21 protein-coding genes are annotated in these 18436 nt (G+C 68.2%); 10 read left to right on the plus strand and 11 right to left on the minus strand.

Features of this window, described 5'->3' with window-relative positions; all coding sequences use genetic code 11:
• Positions 1-3: 3 nt before the first annotated feature.
• From VFG33_RS13240 to VFG33_RS13260, 5 genes are all read right to left on the minus strand, one after another.
• Positions 4-579, minus strand: coding sequence for an EboA domain-containing protein (locus VFG33_RS13240; RefSeq protein ID WP_325026047.1), 576 nt, complete (start codon positions 577-579; stop codon positions 4-6).
• Entirely contained in the window at positions 576-1367 is a 792-nt protein-coding gene (locus tag VFG33_RS13245) for a sugar phosphate isomerase/epimerase family protein (protein ID WP_325026049.1), read from the minus strand. Before VFG33_RS13245 ends, VFG33_RS13240 begins: the two co-directional genes overlap by 4 nt.
• Positions 1368-1470: 103 nt before the next feature.
• Positions 1471-2307 carry an SCO3242 family prenyltransferase gene (locus VFG33_RS13250; RefSeq protein WP_325026052.1) on the minus strand — a complete coding sequence of 279 codons (837 nt, stop codon included), beginning with the start codon at positions 2305-2307 and terminating at the stop codon, positions 1471-1473.
• Positions 2301-3428: an inositol-3-phosphate synthase gene (locus VFG33_RS13255; protein ID WP_325026054.1), complete on the minus strand. Its 1128-nt coding sequence runs from the start codon at positions 3426-3428 to the stop codon at positions 2301-2303. The genes VFG33_RS13250 and VFG33_RS13255 overlap by 7 nt, the downstream gene beginning before the upstream one ends.
• Positions 3429-3576: 148 nt before the next feature.
• Entirely contained in the window at positions 3577-4803 is a 1227-nt protein-coding gene (locus tag VFG33_RS13260) for a YibE/F family protein (RefSeq protein WP_325026056.1), read from the minus strand.
• 167 nt (positions 4804-4970) lie between these two features.
• On the opposite strand from VFG33_RS13260, the gene VFG33_RS13265 reads away from it, so the two are divergent.
• From VFG33_RS13265 to VFG33_RS13290, 6 genes are all read left to right on the plus strand, one after another.
• Positions 4971-5942, plus strand: a complete 972-nt coding sequence (locus VFG33_RS13265) for a metal ABC transporter substrate-binding protein (protein WP_325026057.1) — start codon at positions 4971-4973, stop codon at positions 5940-5942.
• Positions 5939-6700, plus strand: a complete 762-nt coding sequence (locus VFG33_RS13270) for a metal ABC transporter ATP-binding protein (RefSeq protein ID WP_325026059.1) — start codon at positions 5939-5941, stop codon at positions 6698-6700. Before VFG33_RS13265 ends, VFG33_RS13270 begins: the two co-directional genes overlap by 4 nt.
• Positions 6697-7701: a metal ABC transporter permease gene (locus VFG33_RS13275; protein ID WP_325026088.1), complete on the plus strand. Its 1005-nt coding sequence runs from the start codon at positions 6697-6699 to the stop codon at positions 7699-7701. The genes VFG33_RS13270 and VFG33_RS13275 overlap by 4 nt, the downstream gene beginning before the upstream one ends.
• A gap of 69 nt (positions 7702-7770) precedes the next feature.
• Entirely contained in the window at positions 7771-8163 is a 393-nt protein-coding gene (locus VFG33_RS13280) for a Fur family transcriptional regulator (protein ID WP_325026061.1), read from the plus strand.
• Positions 8164-8226: 63 nt separating this feature from the next.
• Positions 8227-8715, plus strand: a complete 489-nt coding sequence (locus VFG33_RS13285) for a MerR family transcriptional regulator (protein WP_325026063.1) — start codon at positions 8227-8229, stop codon at positions 8713-8715.
• A gap of 78 nt (positions 8716-8793) precedes the next feature.
• Complete coding sequence (locus VFG33_RS13290) at positions 8794-9774, plus strand: aldo/keto reductase (protein WP_325026065.1); 981 nt, start codon at positions 8794-8796, stop codon at positions 9772-9774.
• 16 nt (positions 9775-9790) lie between these two features.
• Here the strand turns inward: VFG33_RS13290 and VFG33_RS13295 are convergent, their stop codons facing one another.
• Together VFG33_RS13295 and VFG33_RS13300 are read right to left on the minus strand one after the other, a co-directional pair.
• Complete coding sequence (locus VFG33_RS13295; protein ID WP_325026067.1) at positions 9791-10393, minus strand: MBL fold metallo-hydrolase; 603 nt, start codon at positions 10391-10393, stop codon at positions 9791-9793.
• On the minus strand, positions 10393-11487 hold the full coding sequence (locus tag VFG33_RS13300) for an S-(hydroxymethyl)mycothiol dehydrogenase (RefSeq protein ID WP_325026069.1): 1095 nt from the start codon (positions 11485-11487) through the stop codon (positions 10393-10395). The genes VFG33_RS13295 and VFG33_RS13300 overlap by 1 nt, the downstream gene beginning before the upstream one ends.
• Positions 11488-11606: 119 nt before the next feature.
• Between VFG33_RS13300 and VFG33_RS13305 the strand changes: the two genes are divergently transcribed.
• From VFG33_RS13305 to VFG33_RS13320, 4 genes are all read left to right on the plus strand, one after another.
• Positions 11607-12488 (plus strand): ABC transporter ATP-binding protein, encoded by an 882-nt coding sequence (locus VFG33_RS13305; RefSeq protein WP_325026071.1) that lies wholly within the window; start codon positions 11607-11609, stop codon positions 12486-12488.
• Positions 12485-13309 carry an ABC transporter permease gene (locus VFG33_RS13310; RefSeq protein ID WP_325026073.1) on the plus strand — a complete coding sequence of 275 codons (825 nt, stop codon included), beginning with the start codon at positions 12485-12487 and terminating at the stop codon, positions 13307-13309. The genes VFG33_RS13305 and VFG33_RS13310 overlap by 4 nt, the downstream gene beginning before the upstream one ends.
• A gap of 77 nt (positions 13310-13386) precedes the next feature.
• The gene (locus VFG33_RS13315; RefSeq protein ID WP_325026075.1) at positions 13387-14604 is read left to right on the plus strand and encodes a sensor histidine kinase; all 1218 of its coding nucleotides are present in this window, start codon (positions 13387-13389) and stop codon (positions 14602-14604) included.
• Positions 14601-15251 (plus strand): response regulator, encoded by a 651-nt coding sequence (locus VFG33_RS13320; RefSeq protein WP_325026077.1) that lies wholly within the window; start codon positions 14601-14603, stop codon positions 15249-15251. Before VFG33_RS13315 ends, VFG33_RS13320 begins: the two co-directional genes overlap by 4 nt.
• A gap of 3 nt (positions 15252-15254) precedes the next feature.
• On the opposite strand, the gene VFG33_RS13325 is transcribed toward VFG33_RS13320, so the two are convergent.
• The 4 genes from VFG33_RS13325 to VFG33_RS13340 form a co-directional block, all read right to left on the minus strand.
• Positions 15255-16073, minus strand: coding sequence for a hypothetical protein (locus tag VFG33_RS13325; RefSeq protein WP_325026079.1), 819 nt, complete (start codon positions 16071-16073; stop codon positions 15255-15257).
• The gene (locus tag VFG33_RS13330; protein WP_325026081.1) at positions 16070-16270 is read right to left on the minus strand and encodes a hypothetical protein; all 201 of its coding nucleotides are present in this window, start codon (positions 16268-16270) and stop codon (positions 16070-16072) included. The genes VFG33_RS13325 and VFG33_RS13330 overlap by 4 nt, the downstream gene beginning before the upstream one ends.
• A gap of 65 nt (positions 16271-16335) precedes the next feature.
• Positions 16336-17202 carry an LLM class flavin-dependent oxidoreductase gene (locus VFG33_RS13335; protein ID WP_325026082.1) on the minus strand — a complete coding sequence of 289 codons (867 nt, stop codon included), beginning with the start codon at positions 17200-17202 and terminating at the stop codon, positions 16336-16338.
• A 104-nt stretch (positions 17203-17306) separates the two neighbouring features.
• A complete protein-coding gene (locus tag VFG33_RS13340) occupies positions 17307-18140 on the minus strand; it encodes an isoprenyl transferase (RefSeq protein WP_325026084.1) in 834 nt (277 codons plus the stop codon).
• Positions 18141-18436 lie beyond the last annotated feature (296 nt).

An 18436-nucleotide genomic window follows, 5' to 3' on the forward strand; every position in this document is an offset into this window, starting at 1 on the left:
GGGTCAGGCACCTCTCAGGGCGGTGAGATATGGCTGAAGGTCGGCCGGAACCTCCCGGCCGGCGGCGGTTCGCTCGGCGGCGAAGTCCTTCATCATCCGGGTCAGTTCTGCGTCGGCACGCGCTGGCAACCCGTCGACCACTTCTAGCGGGACGCCGGCGAAAACACATTTGAGCACAGCCTGCCGAAACTCTGCCTGCGGCAACCACTTCGTTGCATAGGGCCCCAAAGCGGCGGCGAGCAGACGCTGATCATTAGTCCGAACAGCATCCGCAACAATCACCAAGCCCTCCTCACCAACCTGCTCTTCCACCTCGCCAACCCCCAACCCCCACAACACCGCGTGCTTCTCCGCCGCATCCCCAAACCGATATACCTCCAGCACGTCCTCGGCCGGCACCTCCACCAACAACAGCACCCGCACCACCAAATCAACCGTCCAACCTGCACTCAGTTCAGTACGGCCTACTGAGCGGGCAGCGGCTGGGAATACCTCTGCCAGCGGTTGCTGGCGTGCCTGCGTCAACCACGTGCGCGCTTCCGGTGGGAGCAGTTGCTCCAGGTCGGCGGCTGTTGTCATTGCGGGACCTCGGAAGCGTGGCGGAGGAAGTCGATCGAGTGGCGGGCGATGGTTGGGGCGGCGTGGGAGTGTCTGGGGAGTTCGACTGCTACCAGGCCGGCGTACTGGATCTCTTGGAGGGCTTGGAAGACTGAGGGAAAGTCGACCTCGCCGGTGCCGAACTCCAGATGTTCGTGGACGCCTCGGCGCATGTCGTCGATCTGGACGTTCACCAGGTACGGCGCGCCCGCTCTGATGCAGTCGGCCGGTGATGCGGATTCGTTGCAGACCAGGTGACCGATGTCGAGCGTCAGGCCGAGCGTCTCGCTTCCGACCTCCGCCTGAAGCTTCAGGTAGCCGGCGAGATCGTCGAGCAGCATGCCCGGCTCTGGTTCGACACCGAGGCGTACTCCGCGATCGGCCGCGTAGCCGACCAACTGATGACAGCTCGCCGTCAACCGCTGCCAGCCGAATTCTGCCGGAACATCAGCAGGCAGCGTCCCCGACCAGAACGACACCGCCTCCGCCCCGAGATCAGCGGCGACCTCGATCGCCCTTTCCAGCAAGGACATCCGCCACTCGGCGCCCTGCGTATGCAGCAACGTCGGCTCGTGCTTGCGGAAGGGATCCAGCACATACCGTCCGCCGGTCTCGATCACCACGGCCAGGTTGTGCTGCGCGAGCAGTCGTCCGACCTCGGCCGTCCGCTGCCGGAGATCTGGGCCGAACGGATCCAGATGATGATGATCCAGTGTCAGCGCGACCCCGTCGTACCCAAGATCGGCAAGCACCGCCAGCGCATCAGCCAACCGATGGTTGGTAAACCCGTTAGTCCCGTAGCCAAGTCTCATCTCGGCAACGCCTTCCAGGCGAAGGGCAGAGCACCGGGGTACCGCGCAAGCAGCAGGGCTCTCATGTCGGTGAGATCTTTCGGGCGAGGGCTCGGGCCAGCGGTAGAGCGGCGACCAGGGCGGCGCCTAGTTTTGGTGCTCCGCCGCGGGCGCACCAGGCGGCCTGCAGCGGGACCAGGCCGTGGATCCCCGCGCCGACGGCTTGGCGCAACCGCGGCCCGCTCGGATCTTGCGCGGCCGACAGTTGAGCCGGACCGACCGCCTGGACGAACAACCCGGTCAGCGCCGCCGTCGCGACACCGGATCCAGCGACGGTTCCAGCCGTGATGGCCGAGGTGGCGGCGAGAGCACCACGCGCCGGCAGCGGCGTACTGCCGTGGACTTCTCCGCGCGACATCGCCGTCACTCCGAGGATGTGCGCCCCGACCGCGAGCGCAGGTGCCCAGGCTTTCCGTCGCCTGTCCCCCGCCCCGACCAGTACGTCGAGCGACCGCGCGGCGGCCATGAACACCGGGCCGGCCGGCGTGTTCTTCGCACCCAGGTCGTAGGTCCAAGCGGTTGCTGCCAGCAACGAGGTCGTCCGCAAGGCGGCTCGTCCTCCCGCAACCGCGGCCAAACCGAGGCCAACAACGGTCAACCCAGAGGCGAGCCCGAGCGCCAAGCGCGGCGACACCCGGCCGGATGGAATCGGTCGCTCAGGCCGCTCGACAGCGTCGACCGCCCGATCGGCCCAGTCGTTCAGTGCCATGCCGGCCCAGTAGATACAGACCGACGACGCCGCCAGCCCGATCAGTTGCTTCGGGCGACCATTGCCCGCGGCAACCGCACCCGCCAGGACATCCCCGGGCACCGTCAACGCGGCGGGCGCCCGAACCAGTTCGGCCAGGTCCTTCAGCATGCCCGCACCCAGCGGACGAGTTCGTCGTACTGCCTGGTCAGCGAGTGTTCTGTGCAGTCGACCGGGTCCTTGAAGTAGAACCCGAGGAACGGCATCGAGCCGACGTGCTCACGCTCCAGCGCGAGCGCCGACAGCCGCGCCAGATCGAGTACAAGGGGTGCCGCGAGAGCGGAGTCGCAACCCTGCCAGGTGAACTGCAGCGTCATCCGGACCCCGAGGAATCCGGAGAACATCACGTGATCCCAAGCGGTCTTCCAGTCGCCCATCGGCTCCACGTAGTCGATGTGCACCTGACCGGCGACGTCCCCGAGTTGCTCGGCCAGGCCACGCTCCTTGGAGATGCTCTTCGACTCGGCCGCCTGTGGATCGGCGAGGGTCGCGCCGTCTCCACCGCCGAGAAGGTTGGTCCCGGACCACGCCTGCACGGAGAGAGCCCGGGCGGTGAACATCGGAGCCAGCACGCTCTTCACCAACGTCTCCCCGGTCTTCGCGTCCTGACCGCCGTACGGGAGTCCCTTCTCGACCGCCCACTGCCGGACCGCGGCCGGCCGGATCGAGGTCGATGGCGTGAAGTCGACATAAGCCGCGCCCGCCTCGAAGGCCGCGAGCGCGTTCAGCGAACTCGGCGGCAGCACGTCCTCCCCCGCCAGCGCCGTCCGCAACAGCCCGACCTCGGCATGCGCGGGATGATCCCCGTACGGCGCCTCCGTCGAGGCAACGTTGATCGCCACCACCTGATCGAGGTCGTTCCGCAGCCGGAACGCCTTGAGGTCCTCCGCGATCCGCCGTACCAGCTCGTACTGCGTGTCCGCGGCCGGGAGAACCACCAGGTTCCTCTCGGCCTCGGCGAGTTCGGCACCGATCAGCGCATCCAGGCCGACCGGGAGCACGCCACCCGCGGCGAGGCGTTCGACCTGTTTGGCGAGCGGGGTCTCGATGACGTCATGACCACCGAAGACCAGGTGATCCAGCGGGACCAAGCCCGCCCCGGCGAAGTCGGGGAGCTCCGTCACCACCCCGGCGGGTGGGGCTCCATGAGCCAGCGCGGCGGCTCCGGCAATGGTCGTGGTCGCGACCGATCCCCTCGCTCCGAACAGCCAGACACCGACCCGACGCCGCATCCACAGCTCCTCACGTCAACGCCACGGAAAGTAATCTTGGGCGGACGACCCGTGACAGATCGGAACTCTAGATCGACCGGCCTCGTCTGGGAAGCACCTGCCAGTCAGAAACGCGGAATTTTCCCGTGCGATGACGGCAACTTCCCGACTACTGGACAGGCTCCCCGGCGACCGATGATTCTCTTGCGCCGGTACTGCTTTCCGGCTGTGAGACCAGGTCCCGGGATCGGTCGGCGACAGCCATTGCGGCCAGCGCAGTGGTCAACGGGACGGCCATGATGATGCCGAGGCTGCCGACCAGACCTCGGACGACTTCGATCGCCACCTGCTCGGTGGACAGGACGTAGCCGGTCTGCACACCACTGATCGCGAAGATCATCAGGATCGGCAGTGCCGCGCCGGCGTAGGCCAGGACCAGCGTGTTCACCACCGAGGCCACATGCGCCCGGCCGATCCGCAAGCCGGCACCGAACAGTTCCCGGCGGTTCGCGGCCGGGTTGGCCGCTGACAATTCCCAGACCGCTGTCGCCTGAGTGACCGTGACGTCGTCCAGCACGCCGAGTGCACCGATCACGATGCCGGCCACGAGCAGGCCCGCCAGATCCAGATCGGGGACGTACGCCTTCACCTGCGAGGCGCCCTCCGGCGCCAGCCCCGAGAGGTCGGCGAACTTGACGAAGGCCCAGCCGAGGAAGGCGGTCAGGCCGAGGGCGGCGATTGTCCCGGCCAGGGCTACTGACGACTCGGCATTGATGCCGTGGGTCAGATAGAGCGCTATCACCATGATCAGCGAGCCGCCGACCACGGACACCAGCAACGGGTTCGATCCCTTGAGAATCGCGGGCAGGATGAACTGGGTCAGCATGAGCGCGGTGACACCGAGCGCGACCAGGGCGGCAAATCCTCGCCACCGGGACAGCAGGATCACGGCGACGGCGAAGATCCCGGCCAGCACGAGCAAGGGGAACGACCTGTCGTGGTCGACGTACTGGTACCGCTCGGCCAGCGGCGCGCCCTGCATGACGCCGAGCATGATCGGGTCGCCGATCTTGACCGGGATCGTCGTCTGCTTGCCCTTGGGCACCTGGACCGGTACCTCGAGGCCCTTGTCGGCACCGGGCGCGTCAGTCAGCTTGACCGTCGCCTCGTCGCAGTCCGCCGGCGAGTCCGCGCAGGGCTTGAGGGCGATCACCTCGCCGCTGGCGCCGACGGACTGGGTGGCCTGGGCCGCCGGCACGTTCAGGTCGCCGCCCGGCCAGAGGATCACCATGGCGACGATCGCGGCCGCGATCAGCGGAGTCAGCACCGCGGCGACCACGATCCGGACGCGCCGGGCGACGACCGCGTCGTTGTTCACCACCGAGGTATCGACCACATGGTCACCGGCCCCGTGCCCATGTCCATGTCCGTGACCCGGCGGAATTTCGATCCGGCCCCTGCGGCCCGACCCCTTGCCGGCCCGCCTGCGCCCTACGTTCCGCCTCGCCATCCGCCAACTCCCTGTTTTGACAACCATGTAGCTTTTAAATGAAAATGATTGTCATGAGATCTAGTACTCGTACTGTCGTCGCCGGCTTCGCCGCCCTTGCCGCCGTCACTCTGACAGGTTGCGGCGGTAACGATGCCAGCGACTCCGCCGGCAGTGGTGAGAAGCTCAACGTGGTCACTTCGTTCTACCCGCTCGAGTTCATTGCCAGGACGGTGGGTGGCGACGCCGTCAACGTCACCACTCTGACCGCCCCCGGCGTCGAGCCGCACGATCTGGAACTCACCCCCAAGCAGGTCGGTGAGATCGCCGGGGCGAAGCTGGTCGTCTACGAGAAGAGCCTGCAGCCCGCCGTCGACGAGGCTGTCGCGCAGAACGCGAAGGAGACCGGTTTCGACGTCGCTCCGGCCGCCAAACTGGAGGCCACCGGCGCCGACTTCGAGGAGCACGAGGAGGGCGCCGGCGCGCCGGCGAACTCGGTCACGCCGGCCGGCTTCACCGCGGACGAGGTCGACCCGCACTTCTGGCTCGACCCGGTCCGGTACGCCGACGTCGTCAACGCCGTCACCGACAAGCTGGTCCAGACCGACAGCGCGAACGCCGACGGCTACCAGCAGCGCGCGACCGCCCTGCTGGCCGACCTGACCAAGCTGGACAACGAGTTCAAGGCCGGTCTGCAGAACTGCGAACTGAAGACGTTCGTGACGAGTCATGAGGCCTTCGCGTACCTCGCGAAGCGGTACGGTCTGACGATGGTCGGTATCGCCGGTTTCACCCCGGACGCCGAGCCGACCCCGGCGCGGATCAAGGAGGTCCAGGACATCGTGCGGCAGCAGAAGGTGACCACGATCTTCTACGAGGAGCTGGTCAGCCCCAAGGTGGCCGAGTCGATCGCCCGCGATGTCAACGTCAAGACCGCGGTCCTGAGCCCGATCGAGGGTCTCTCCGAGGCCAACTCCCAGGAGACCTGGCTCACGCTGATGCGCGAGAACCTGCAGGAACTCCGGAAGGCGAACAGCTGCGCGTGACACCCACCGACCATACGTCCGCCACCAAAGCCGTCCAGGTCACCGATCTCTCGGTCGACCTGGGCGGTCGACCCGTCCTGCGCGGCGTCGACCTGCAGATCCGCCAGGGCGAGGTGCTGGCCGTGCTGGGCACCAATGGCTCCGGCAAGTCCACCCTGATCCGGACGATGGTCGGCCTGCTGCCGGCGGCCCGAGGCGAGGTCAAGCTCTTCGGTACTCCGGTGCCGCGGTTCCGCCAGTGGCGACGTGTCGGCTACGTACCGCAGCGGCTCACCGCGGCAGGCGGAGTACCGGCGACCGTGCAGGAGGTGGTGTCGTCCGGGCTGCTGTCCAAGCGGCGGTTGTTCCGCCCGCTCCGGCCGGCCGGACGGGAGGCGATCGCGCGGGCGCTGGAGGTCGTGGACATGATGGATCTGCGCAAGGAGGCGGTGGCCGAGCTGTCCGGCGGCCAGCAGCAGCGGGTGCTGATCGCCCGGGCACTGGTTTCGGACCCGGACCTCCTTGTCCTGGACGAACCGACCGCCGGAGTCGACCTTCACAGCCAAGGCATCTTCACCGAAGCGATCCGCCAACGGGTCGCTCGCGGCACCACCGTGGTGATGGTCAGCCACGACCTCGGTCCGATGGACGCGCTGATCGACCGCGCGGTGGTATTGCGCCGCGGCCGGATCGTGTACGACGGACCGCCGCACGCCTCGCAGACCCATGCCCATGTGCATCCGCACGTCGCCGAGGACGAGTCGGGGTGGCTGTCGTGACGATGTTCGAGCTTGAGTTCATGCAGCGGGCGTTGATCGCCGGGCTGCTCACAGGGCTGTCCGCGCCGGCGATCGGCACGTACCTGGTGCAGCGCCGGCTGTCGCTGATGGGCGACGGGATCGGCCATGTCGCGATCACCGGGGTCGCGCTGGGGCTGCTGACCGGGACCGCGCCGGTGCTGACCGCAGTACTGGTCGCCATCGTCGGCGCGTCCGCGATCGAACTGGTCCGGGCACGCGGCAAGGCGAGTGGTGATGTCGCGCTCGCACTGCTCTTCTATGGCGGCATCGCCGGTGGCGTGTTGCTGATCGGACTAGCCGGTCAGGGCGCAGCCACGCTGAACACCTATCTCTTCGGCTCCCTCACCACGGTGTCGCCGACCGATCTGTACGTCGTGGTCGGGCTGGCCGTAGCCGTACTGGTCGTGGCGATCGGCCTCGGTCCCCAGCTGTTCGCGGTCTGTCAGGACGAGGAGTTCGCGCGGGTCACGGGGTTGCGGGTCCAGGTGCTGAACCTGGTGATCGCCGTGATGGCCGCGGTGACGGTGACGGTGGCGATGCGGACCGTGGGGTTGCTCCTGGTCAGCGCGCTGATGGTTGTCCCGGTGGCGACCGCGCAACAGGTGACGCGGTCGTTCCGCAGTACGTTCGCGACTGCCTGTGCCATCGGGGTCACAGCCTGTCTGGCGGGCATCATCACGTCGTACAACGCGGATGTCGCACCAGGAGCCACCATCGTCGTCCTGGCCCTGGCCGGCTTCGTGGTCACGGCCGTCGCAGGCACCCTGGTACGGCGACGCCGTGGCGTCCTCGCGCCGCTGGCCGACGAGGAGCCGGAGATCGGCCTCCCCGGGCCGGAACCCCATGTGGTCAGCCCCGGCCACCCACACGCCCACGACCCCGCCTGCGGGCACGCCAAGGTTGAGCACGGCGACCACGTCGACTACGTTCACGACGGTCACCTGCACGCCGCCCACGGCGATCACTGGGATGAACACTAAAGTGACGACTTCTGCGAGAATTGTGGGCGTCGCCGCGGAATTCCGGGTGACCGGATGACAGGAGGAACGGTGGCCATCGGAACACGCTCGACCCGTCAGCGCGCGGCAGTCGCGTCCGTGCTGGACAACCTCGACGACTTCCGAACGGCTCAGGAGATCCACCAGCAGCTCCGGTCCTCCGGTGAGGCCGTCGGCCTGACCACGGTCTACCGGACCCTGCAGGCACTGGCCGACTCCCGCGAGGTCGACGTACTCCGGACAGCCGACGGTGAAACGGCGTACCGGCGCTGCTCGAAGGGTCATCACCACCACCTGGTCTGCCGCAACTGCGGCCGCACGGTCGAGGTGGAAGGTCCCGCCGTCGAGCGCTGGGCCGACAAGGTCGCCGCCGAGCACGGCTACGCGGATGTCAGCCACACCCTGGAAATCTTCGGCACCTGCCAGGACTGCCGCCCCGCCTGACCTGAGCGTTGTGGCCGGGGTCACATTTGCGTTGGAGCGCGCTCTAAGCCGTACGTTTGAAGCATGACCACGACCGGTGTGCTCAGCTCCCCCGCGCGACGCCAGGCCTTCGCCGACAGCTACGAAACGCCGCAGCTGTCCCCGGTGGCTCCTGAACTGCTGGAGTTGCTCGACCTGCCGGACGGGTTGCCGGACGAGCTGACCATTGCCGAGGTCGCTGCCGCCACCGGGCTCACTCCGCACACACTCCGGTACTACGAGCGGATCGGGCTGGTCACTGTCGGAAGGGACGACGCCGGGCACCGGTGCTACGACCGGTCGGCGCTGGCCCGGATCGTGTTCATCACCAGGTTGCGCCTGTCGGACATGCCGATCAGCACGATCAGCCACTACCTGGAACTGGTGAACCAAGGCGACCAGACCGCCCCGGCGCGGCTCGAACTGATGCAGGCTCACCGCGCCACCATCCAGCGGCGACTCCGCGAACTGCAGGCTGCTCTCGCGGTCACGGACTACAAGATCACCACGTACGGCGGACACGCCACTCCGTAACTCCCTTTCTTTCCTCTCGCCGGCGAGCCTCCGCTGTTCGCCGGTGGGCGGAGCCATGCCAACTTCTTAGGAGATCTGATGATTCTCGGTACCGACGGACCTGACATCGGCCGGCTCGGGCTCGGCTGCATGGGGATGAGCTACGCGTACGGCGTGGCTGACCAGGCCGAGGCCGTCGCCACGCTGAACCGGGCGCTCGACCTCGGCATCACCTTCCTCGACACCGCAGACCTGTACGGCGGCGGCGCCAACGAGAGGCTCGTTGGCAAGGCGATCGCCGGACGCCGAGACGAGGTGGTCCTGGCCAGCAAGTTCGGCATCCTGGCTGATCCGGTCACGCATCGGCCGGCCGGGGTCAACAGCTCGCCTTCCTATGTACGGTCGGCGATCGACGCCTCGCTGACCCGGCTCGGGGTGGACCACCTCGATCTGTACTACCAGCACCGGGTCGACCCGGCAGTACCCATCGAGGAGACCGTCGGGGCGATGGCGGAGCTGGTCGAGGCAGGCACGGTGAAGCATCTCGGCCTGTCGGAAGCGTCGGCGGACTCGATTCGCCGGGCGCAGGCGGTGCACCCGATCGCGGTCGTGCAGAGCGAGTGGTCGCTGTTCAGTCGCGACATCGAGAACGAGGTCCTGCCCGTCTGCCGTGAACTCGGCATCGGGATCGTGCCGTACTCCCCACTCGGCCGTGGCATGCTCACCGGCGCGGGGCCCCGGACGGAAGACCTTGCCGCCGACGACTTCCGGCGTACGCTGCCTCGGTTCGACGCGGAGAACCTGGACGCGAACCTCGCGCTGGTGGAGGAGATCCGCGCGGTCGCCAACCGCTACGAGGCGACGGCGGGCCAGGTCGCGCTCGCATGGCTCCTTGCCCAGGGCAATGACGTGACGCCGATCCCGGGCACCAAGCGCCGCAAGTACCTCGAGGAGAACCACGGCGCCCTCGACCTGGTCCTGTCCCCCGCCGACCTGGAGTCCCTCTCCAAGCTCACCCCGGCCGGCACTCGTTACCCCGACATGAACTGGGTAGCCGGCCAAAGCGCCGCCCTGGGCTGAGCCTCCTGATTGCGTCCTACTCGACGGGGGTTTCGGCGGCGATGGTGGTGGTGTCGCCGTGGCCGGTGTGGACGACCGTGCTGCCTGGCAGGGTGAGTAGGCGGGTGCGGATCGACTCCAGGATTGTGGGTTTGTCGCTGTAGGAGCGACCGGTGGCGCCCGGACCACCTTGGAAGAGGGTGTCTCCGGTGAAGACGGCAGCCAGGTCCTCGGCGTACAGGCTGGTGCTGCCGGGGCTGTGGCCCGGTGTGTGGAGCGCGCGGAGGGTGGTGCCGGCGACCTCGAAGGTGGTGCCGTCGGTGAGGTCGTGGTCGGGGTTGCCGTCGTACATCGCGCGCCAGAGCATGTGATCCGCCGAGCTGAGCCAGACCGGGCACTTCAGGACGTCGCGGATGCCGCCGACCGCGTTGATGTGGTCGTTGTGGCCGTGGGTGCAGACCAGCGCCGTCACCCGGCGCTCGCCGACCGCCTCGATGATCCGTTCCGGGTCGTGGGCGGCGTCGATCACCAGGACCTCATCGTCGTCGCCGACCAGCCAGACGTTGTTGTCGACGTCCCAGGTGCCACCGTCGAGGCTGAACGTGCCCGACGTGACCACCCGCTCGATCCGTGCCGCCATCAGAACAGCACCACCGAGCGGAGTACGTCGCCGCGGTGCATCTTGTCGAACGCGGCCTCCACCTCGTCCAGCGCGATCGTCTCCGACACGAACCGGTCCAGCGGCAGCCGGCCCTGCAGGTGGAGATCGATCAGCAGCGGGAAATCCCGGGACGGCAGGCAGTCGCCGTACCAGCTGGACTTGAGCGAACCACCGCGGCCGAAGAAGTCGAGCAACGGCATCTCCAGTGTCATCTCCGGCGTCGGGACGCCGACCAGGACGACGGTCCCGGCCAGGTCACGGGCGTAGAACGCCTGCTTCCAGGTCTCGGGGCGGCCGACCGCGTCGATCACCACGTCCGCACCGTTCCCGCCGGTCAACTCCTGGACCGCCTCGACCACGCCGTCGTGATCCAGGCCCTTCGAGTGGATCGTGTGGGTCGCGCCGAGCTCCTTCGCGACGTCGAGCTTCCGCTCGTCCAGGTCGATCGCGATCACCCGGGCGGCGCCGGCGAGCCGCGCGCCGACGACGGCCGCAGTACCGACTCCCCCGCAGCCGATCACGGCCACGGAGTCGCCGCGGCCGACGTTGCCGGTGTTCACGGCCGCGCCGAGGCCGGCCATCACACCGCAGCCGAGCAGGCCGGCCACCTCGGGCTTGACGGCCGGGTCGACCTTCGTGCACTGGCCGGCGGCGACCAGGGTCTTCTCGGCGAACGCGCCGATGCCGAGCGCCGGCGACAACTCGGTGCCGTCGGCAAGGGTCATCTTCTGCTGGGCGTTGTGCGTGTTGAAGCAGTACCACGGGCGGCCGCGCAGGCAGGCCCGGCAGTTCCCGCAGACAGCTCGCCAGTTCAGGACGACGAAGTCGCCGGGCTCGAGATCGGTAACGCCCTCGCCGATCGACTCGACGATCCCGGCCGCCTCGTGGCCGAGCAGGAAGGGGAAGTCGTCGTTGATGCCACCTTCGCGGTAATGCAGGTCGGTATGGCAGACGCCGCACGCCTGCACCTTGACCACGGCCTCACCAGGGCCGGGGTCGGGAATGATGATCTGCTCGATCGACACCTCGGCGCCCTTGCTGAGGGCGACCACTCCACGCACCGTCTGACTCATGCCCCCGACGCTAACCGCCCGGGCCCCCCTCTCGCATCCTGGGTGTCCACCGGTTGGGGGACAGCCGGTCCGCCGGATGACGCTCCCGGGGAGACCCTCCGCCCAGCGAGGCTTGAGCCATGACCGACAACGACATCGCCGTACGGGTCCGCGGACTCGTCAAGCGCTATCCGGACAAGGTCGCCGTCGCCGGCGTCGATCTGGACATCTTCCGTGGCGAGGTGTTCGCCCTGCTCGGGCCGAACGGAGCCGGCAAGACCACGGCCGTGGAGGTGCTGGAGGGGTACCGCCGGGCCGACGAGGGTGAGATCAGCGTGCTCGGTGTGGACCCGCGCCACGGCGACCGGCACTGGCGGGCCCGGCTCGGGATCGTCGCGCAGACGTCCCGGGACGAGTCCGAACTGTCCGTCGCGGAGCTGGTCAACCACTACGCCGGGTACTACCCGAGCCCCCGCGATCCGGACGAGGTGATCGCCTCGGTCGGGCTGGAGGAGAAGCGCAAGACCCGGACCCGGAAGCTGTCCGGCGGCCAGCGCCGCCGGCTCGACGTCGCGCTCGGCGTGATCGGCAGCCCGGAACTGCTGTTCCTGGACGAGCCGACCACCGGTTTCGACCCCGAGGCGCGGCGGCAGTTCTGGACCCTGATCGAGAACCTGCGCACCGAGGGCACCACCATCCTGCTGACCACCCACTACCTGGACGAGGCCGAGCACCTGGCCGACCGGGTCGGCGTGATCGCCGACGGCCGGATGCTCGAGGTCGCCACCCCGGAAACGCTCGGGGGGCGCGGCGCGCGGACCGCGCGGGTGTCCTGGCTGGACGCCGACGGGCCGCACGAAGTACGGACCGATGAGCCGACCGCCGAGGTCGCCGCGCTGATGGCGCGGTTCGGCGGCGAGGTGCCGGAGCTGCAAGTGCGGCGGCCGAGCCTTGAAGACATCTACCTGGACCTGATTGCCTCGGTCGGCGCGAAGCCGACTCTCGAAGGAGCCGTTCGATGAGCACCACCGTCGCTGCCAAGCCGCTGCCGTCACCGCTCAAGGTCGGCCTCTCGCGGACCGGGCTGGAGGTGAAGCAGTTCTTCCGGGAGCGGGAGCAGCTGATCTTCACCTTCTTCTTCCCGATCATCTTCCTGGCCATCTTCTCGGCCGTCTTCGGCGACACCGACTTCGGCAACGGGGTGAACGCGGCGACCTACTTCACCCCGGGGATGATCGCCTCCGGCATCTTCCTGACCAGCTTCCAGTCGCTCGCGATCACGATCGCGCTGGAACGCGACGAGGACCTGCTGAAGCGGCTGCGCGGTACGCCGATGTCGCCACAGTCCTACTTCATCGGCAAGATCGGGCTGGTCCTGGTCACCTCGATCCTGCAGTTCGGCCTGCTGCTCGCGATCGCGGGACTGCTGCTCGGGGTGGACATCCCGACGGATGCGGGCAAGTGGCTGAACTTCGTGTGGATCTTCGTGCTCGGCACCGCGTCGGGGTCGGTACTCGGGATCGCGTTCTCCGTCATCCCGAAGTCAGGCAAGGCGGCCTCCGCCGTCGTCACCCCGGTGGTCCTGCTGCTGCAGTTCATGTCCGGTGTGTACTTCGTCTACAGCAGCCTGCCCGCCTGGATGCGGACCGTCGCCGAGATCTTCCCGCTGAAGTGGCTTGCCCAGGGCATGCGGTCGGTCTTCCTGCCGGGCATCTCCGAGCAGGACGAGCCAGGCGGTTCGTGGCAGCTGGGCACCGGCGCGATCGTGCTCAGCCTCTGGCTGGTGGTCGGCCTCGTCGTCGCCCAGCGGGTGTTCCGCTGGACCAGGCGGGACGCGGGCTGATGTTCGGCACACCTTCCTCCCTGGCCGTTCTCGGTGCTACGAGCAACCGCAGACGGCTCTGGAGGAAGATGGCTCCTATGGAATTCCCCACCACTAGGGTCGAGCAGCCGGTCTGGGTGCGCACGCTGATCGGCTGGCATGTCGTGTTCTACGCGCTGCTCGGAGTCACCGCGGCCGCTTCGCTGACCGCCGACCTGAGCGGCCGGCGGCGGATCGTCTTCCTGGGCCTGCTGGTGGTGCTGGGGCTCGCGTACGAGTTCATCGCCAAACCCGCGATGATCTCCAGGCGTCGGCTGCCGGCCAATGTGTATCGGTTGCTCATGATCGCCTGTGTGGCCGGCGCGGTCGCGATCTTCCCGCAGTCCGTCTTCATCCTCTTCATCGTGTCACCGCAGATCTGGCTGTTGAGCGACCGGGCCCACGATGCCGTGCCGCTCAGCCTCCTGCTGATCACCGCGGTCGGAGCGGCTCAGCTGTGGGCGGCCGGCTGGTCCGTCAGCGCGTTCTGGGACATCTTGCCGTGGATGGTCATCAGCCTGGTGGTGAGCATCCTGCTCGGCATCTGGATCGACAAGGTGATCAGCCAGAGCCAGCAGCGCGCCGACCTGATCGAGGAACTCGAGGCAGCCCGCGACGAACTGGCCGAAGCGCATCACTCGGCCGGGGTGATGGCCGAGCGCGAGCGGATGGCCCGCGAGATCCACGACACGCTGGCGCAGGGGATGACCAGCATCGTGATGCTTTCGCAGACCGCTGCCGTGGAGTTGTCCCGCGGTGCTGTCGATCCGGTCGGCGCGCGGTTGGCGGCGATCGAGGACACCGCTCGGGAGAACCTTGCCGAGGCTCGTGCGCTGGTGGCCGCCTTCACGCCGGTGGCGTTGTCCGGAGCGACCCTGACGGAGGTACTCCGCCGGCAGGCCGAGCGGTTCGCGGCGGAGACGGGAGTCGACGTACAGGTGTCTCTTGATATGCCTGACGACGAGGTCGCCGGGTTGCCGCAGGGGCAGCAGGTGGTGTTGTTGCGGGCTGCGCAGGAGTCGTTGGCGAACGTCCGGAAGCACGCGGGTGCTACGTCGGTACTGATTTCGCTCGGTTTGTCGCCGGAAGGCGTGTGCATCGAGATCCGTGATGACGGGACCGGGTTCGAGCCGCAGTCGCCGGCTCGGGGGTTCGGGCTCGCGGCGATGCGTGGACGGGTCGAGGAGTCCGGCGGCACTGTGCAGGTCGACAGCGCGCCGGGGCGTGGTACGCGGGTCCAGGTACTCATTCCAGCAACAGCTCAGGAGGATTCGTGACCGACGTCGTGCGGGTGCTGGTGGTGGACGACCACCCGGTGGTTCGCTCGGGGTTGATCGGCATGCTCGCGGTGACCGACGACATCGAGGTGGTCGGCGAAGCGGGTGACGGCGAGGAGGCGCTGACGCTGGTGGAGTCGACGCGGCCGGACGTCGTACTGATGGATCTGCGGATGCCGCGGCGGGACGGGGTGTCGGCCACCGAGGCGATCGTGTCGGGGTATCCGGCGACCAAGGTGCTGGTGCTGACGACGTACGACACGGACACGGACATCCTGCACGCGGTCGAAGCCGGCGCGGCGGGCTACCTGCTGAAGGACACCCCGCACGCCGAACTGCTCGACGGAATCCGCGCCGCCTCTCGTGGCGAGACAGTCCTCGCCCCACCCGTCGCTGCCCGCTTGATGTCCCGCCTCCGTACTCCGGTCGCGCCCGCCGCGGCCCAGCCGTCGCCTCGCGAGCTGGAGGTCCTCGCGGCGGTTTCCCGCGGCCTGAGCAACGCGGAGATCGGCCGCCAACTGTTCATCGGCGAGGCCACTGTGAAGACCCACCTCCAACGCCTCTTCACCAAGCTCGACGTCGACGACCGGACCCACGCCGTCACCGTCGCCATCGAACGAGGCCTGCTGCCTTCGCCCAGGCGGTAGCGTTCAGCGCTCGTTCGTCGGCCGGCGGGAAGTGCCGGGGCGAGGGCGGAAGGCGGCCTGCTCGGGATCGGCGGGCTGGTGAGTTGGGTTCTGCGGCGGATTCGGCGTTGGATTCGGCGTCGGATTCGGCGTCGGATTCAGGGCCGCGCGCATCGTGTTCGCGAGCTCGATGGTGTCCCGCTCCGCGTCGCTCGCCACCGGGTTCGTCCGGGCGAACTCCCGCTGCAGGTCGGCCATCCCTTCCCGGGCCGCCGTCAGGTTCCGGTCCGCGGTCGTCCCGGTGCTGCTGACGGTGGACGACGACACCTCGAGATCGTCCAGATCTTTGGCCTGGATGACCATCGGCTCCACGTTGCCGCGCGCGGTGGCCAGCTTCCCGGCGACCTCGGTCACCCGTTGACCGGTGAAGTGGACGGCATCCTCCAGCTTGTCCACCCGTCCGCGCAGGTCATCCGCCTGGTCGGTTTCCGGACCGGGAATCCGCGACAACGCGTCGAGGGCTCGCCGGCCGGTCCGCAGCTGGTCGCGCGCGATCTCGAGCTGGCCGCGCACCTCGGCGAGGATCTCTTCACCGACCTTGGCCTTCTGATGGACGAACCCGGCCGAGTCCTGAGCATCCAGAACATAGCGCCGGGGCTGCTCGGCGGTGCGCACCTGTTCCGCCGTCGCCCTCAACTCGGTGGCTCCGGACCGAGCTCGGCCCAGCATCTCGCCGGCTTCAGTAGCGAGGGACGACGCGTTGCCGAGCGCGCGGCGGGCGGCATAGATCGCGGTGGCCGCCTCGTCGGCGAGCTGGGCCGACTGCTCGCTCTCGGTGCTCATCGTTCGTCGGCCCGCCGACGGGCGGTCTCCGCGGCCTCCGCCGCCAGATCGTCGTCGGCCAGAGCCTGCTCGAGGATCGAGCTGATCTCGTCGAACCCGGCCCGCGCGTCTGCCAAGGCCTCCTCCGGCGTCTGTGGGACGGGCGCCTCCGCTGCCGGGTGCTCGTTCACGGGCTGGTCCGCGGGGTCATCCGGCATGGTCGGGCACTCCTCTTCGCTGCTGCTCAACTCTTCGCTGCTGGTCAGCGAAGATTAGTGCCCGTTCAGGTCAGGAGTGGTTGCACCTGCTGGCCGAGGAAGTGGGCGAATGCGTCGTGGTCCGGCTCGTCCCGGCAGGGCTGGACGGCGATCGTCGTCACGCCGGCCGCGGCGAGCTGCAGCAGCCGATCGGCGATCTCCTCAGCACCGCCGACAGCACCGATCTCGGGTGTGCCTTTCATTCCGTACTCCGCGAGCTCGGCGTCCACTCGGCTACGTGCATCCGGCCCCGTCGCCACGGGGATGCTCGCGATCACCTCGTGGTCCGGTCCCGCTGTTTTGAGCGTGGTCTGGCACGACTGCTTGATCGCGTCCAGATCCAGACCGAGTGAGAGCAACGTCCCCGTGCCGAGTTCACCCGCTGCCGCGAGAGACTTCGGGCCGGCCGCGCCGATCAGCAGGGCCGGGGATTGGTGGGGTGGGTGCTCCAGCGCGACGTCGTCCAGGTGGACGTAGCGACCTGTCGTGCTGACCCGTTCGCCGTCCAGCAGTTGGCGCAAGACAGTCGCGTACTCGCGGAGGAGCGTAAGCGGCGCGTCTACCCGGACACCGGCCTGCTCCATCCAGAACTGGACCCCGTGACCGATGCCCGCCACGAATCTGTTCGGGTACAGACGGTCGATCGTGGCGATCTCCATCGCCGCCTGGACGACGTTGCGGAGCGGAACCGGCAGGATCGAGGCGCCGACCCGGATGCGTTCGGTGCCGGCCAGCGCCGTCACGACGCTGGCGATGGCAGCTTCCTTGAAGCAGTCCTCCGAGACCCACAGATCGTCCAGCCCGCTGGACTCCACCGACGTCACGAAGGATCTGAACGCTTCCGGAACCAGCGCCGGAGGAAATGTCAGCCCTAGTTTCAGTTGGTTCGGCATCGTTCGATGCTAGAAGCGGGGACCGACAGTTTCGTGGGACCTCGTGGTCGGGAAGGTGAGGTCAGGGCTGTCGCCAGCGCCAGCCACAGCGGCCGGAGTACAGGTCAGTCGGTCGTCTCGACGGGGTTGGGGATGGCGCCGCCGTAGCGGCGGTCGCGCTGGGCGTAGAGCTCGATCGCGCGCCACAGGTCGCGGCGGTCGAAGTCGGGCCAGAGCGTATCGAGGAAGACCATCTCCGCGTAGGCGAGCTGCCAGACCAGGAAGTTGGACGTGCGCTGCTCACCGGAGGGCCGGATGTACAGGTCGACCTCGGGGATGTCGGGCCGGTAGAGATGCCGCGCGATCGTCTTCTCGGTGATCCGGTCCGGGCTGAGCTTGCCTGCGGCAACTTCCGCCGCGATCGACTTCACCGCGTCGGCGATCTCGGCCCGCCCGCCGTAGTTCACGCAGAACTGCAGGGTGATGGTGTCGTTGTCCTTGGTCTGCTCCTGCGCGGACTCCAGTTCGGAGATCACGCTTTTCCACAACCGCGGCCGGCGTCCCGACCACACCACCCGCACCCCCATCGCGTCGAGTTCGTCGCGGCGCCGGTGGATCACCTCCCGGTTGAACCCCATCAGGAAGCGGACCTCCTCCGGCGAGCGGGCCCAGTTCTCGGTGGAGAACGCGTACGCCGAGATGTACTTCACGCCGATGTCAATGCCACCCTTGATCACGTCCAGCAAGGACGCCTCCCCCGCCTTGTGCCCCTCGGTCCGGGGCAGCCCCCGCGCCTTGGCCCACCGCCCGTTCCCGTCCATCACGATCGCCACGTGCCGCGGAACCAACTCCGCCGGGATCGCCGGCGGCCGGGCCCCCGACGGATGCGGATCCGGCGCCACCACCCCCTCCCGCCGACCCTCGACCACCCGGCTACGACGACGAGACAAACGCGACATGCGCCCGAGTTTGCCCCATCCCTGTCTAAACCCAGCACCCCACCCAGGATGTCCACAACTTCTTGAACACTTGCTGTCGAGATACTTCGAGGATCGCCGGCGCGGAGGTCTCTGCCTTAGGTGAGGCTCTTCGCTGACATCAGTCGTCCTCGATTCGGTGGGTTCCGCGGTGGTCGACGCGGAACTCGAATCCGTGAGGGCTGGTCCAAAGCAGCGCGCCGTCGCTGGTACGCCGGACCCGCCACCCGGCATGCGTCTTCAACCTGTGGCTGAATCGCCGCAGGGGTATCACGTTG

The sequence above is a fragment of the Kribbella sp. genome (assembly GCF_035687465.1).
Taxonomy (GTDB): domain Bacteria; phylum Actinomycetota; class Actinomycetes; order Propionibacteriales; family Kribbellaceae; genus Kribbella.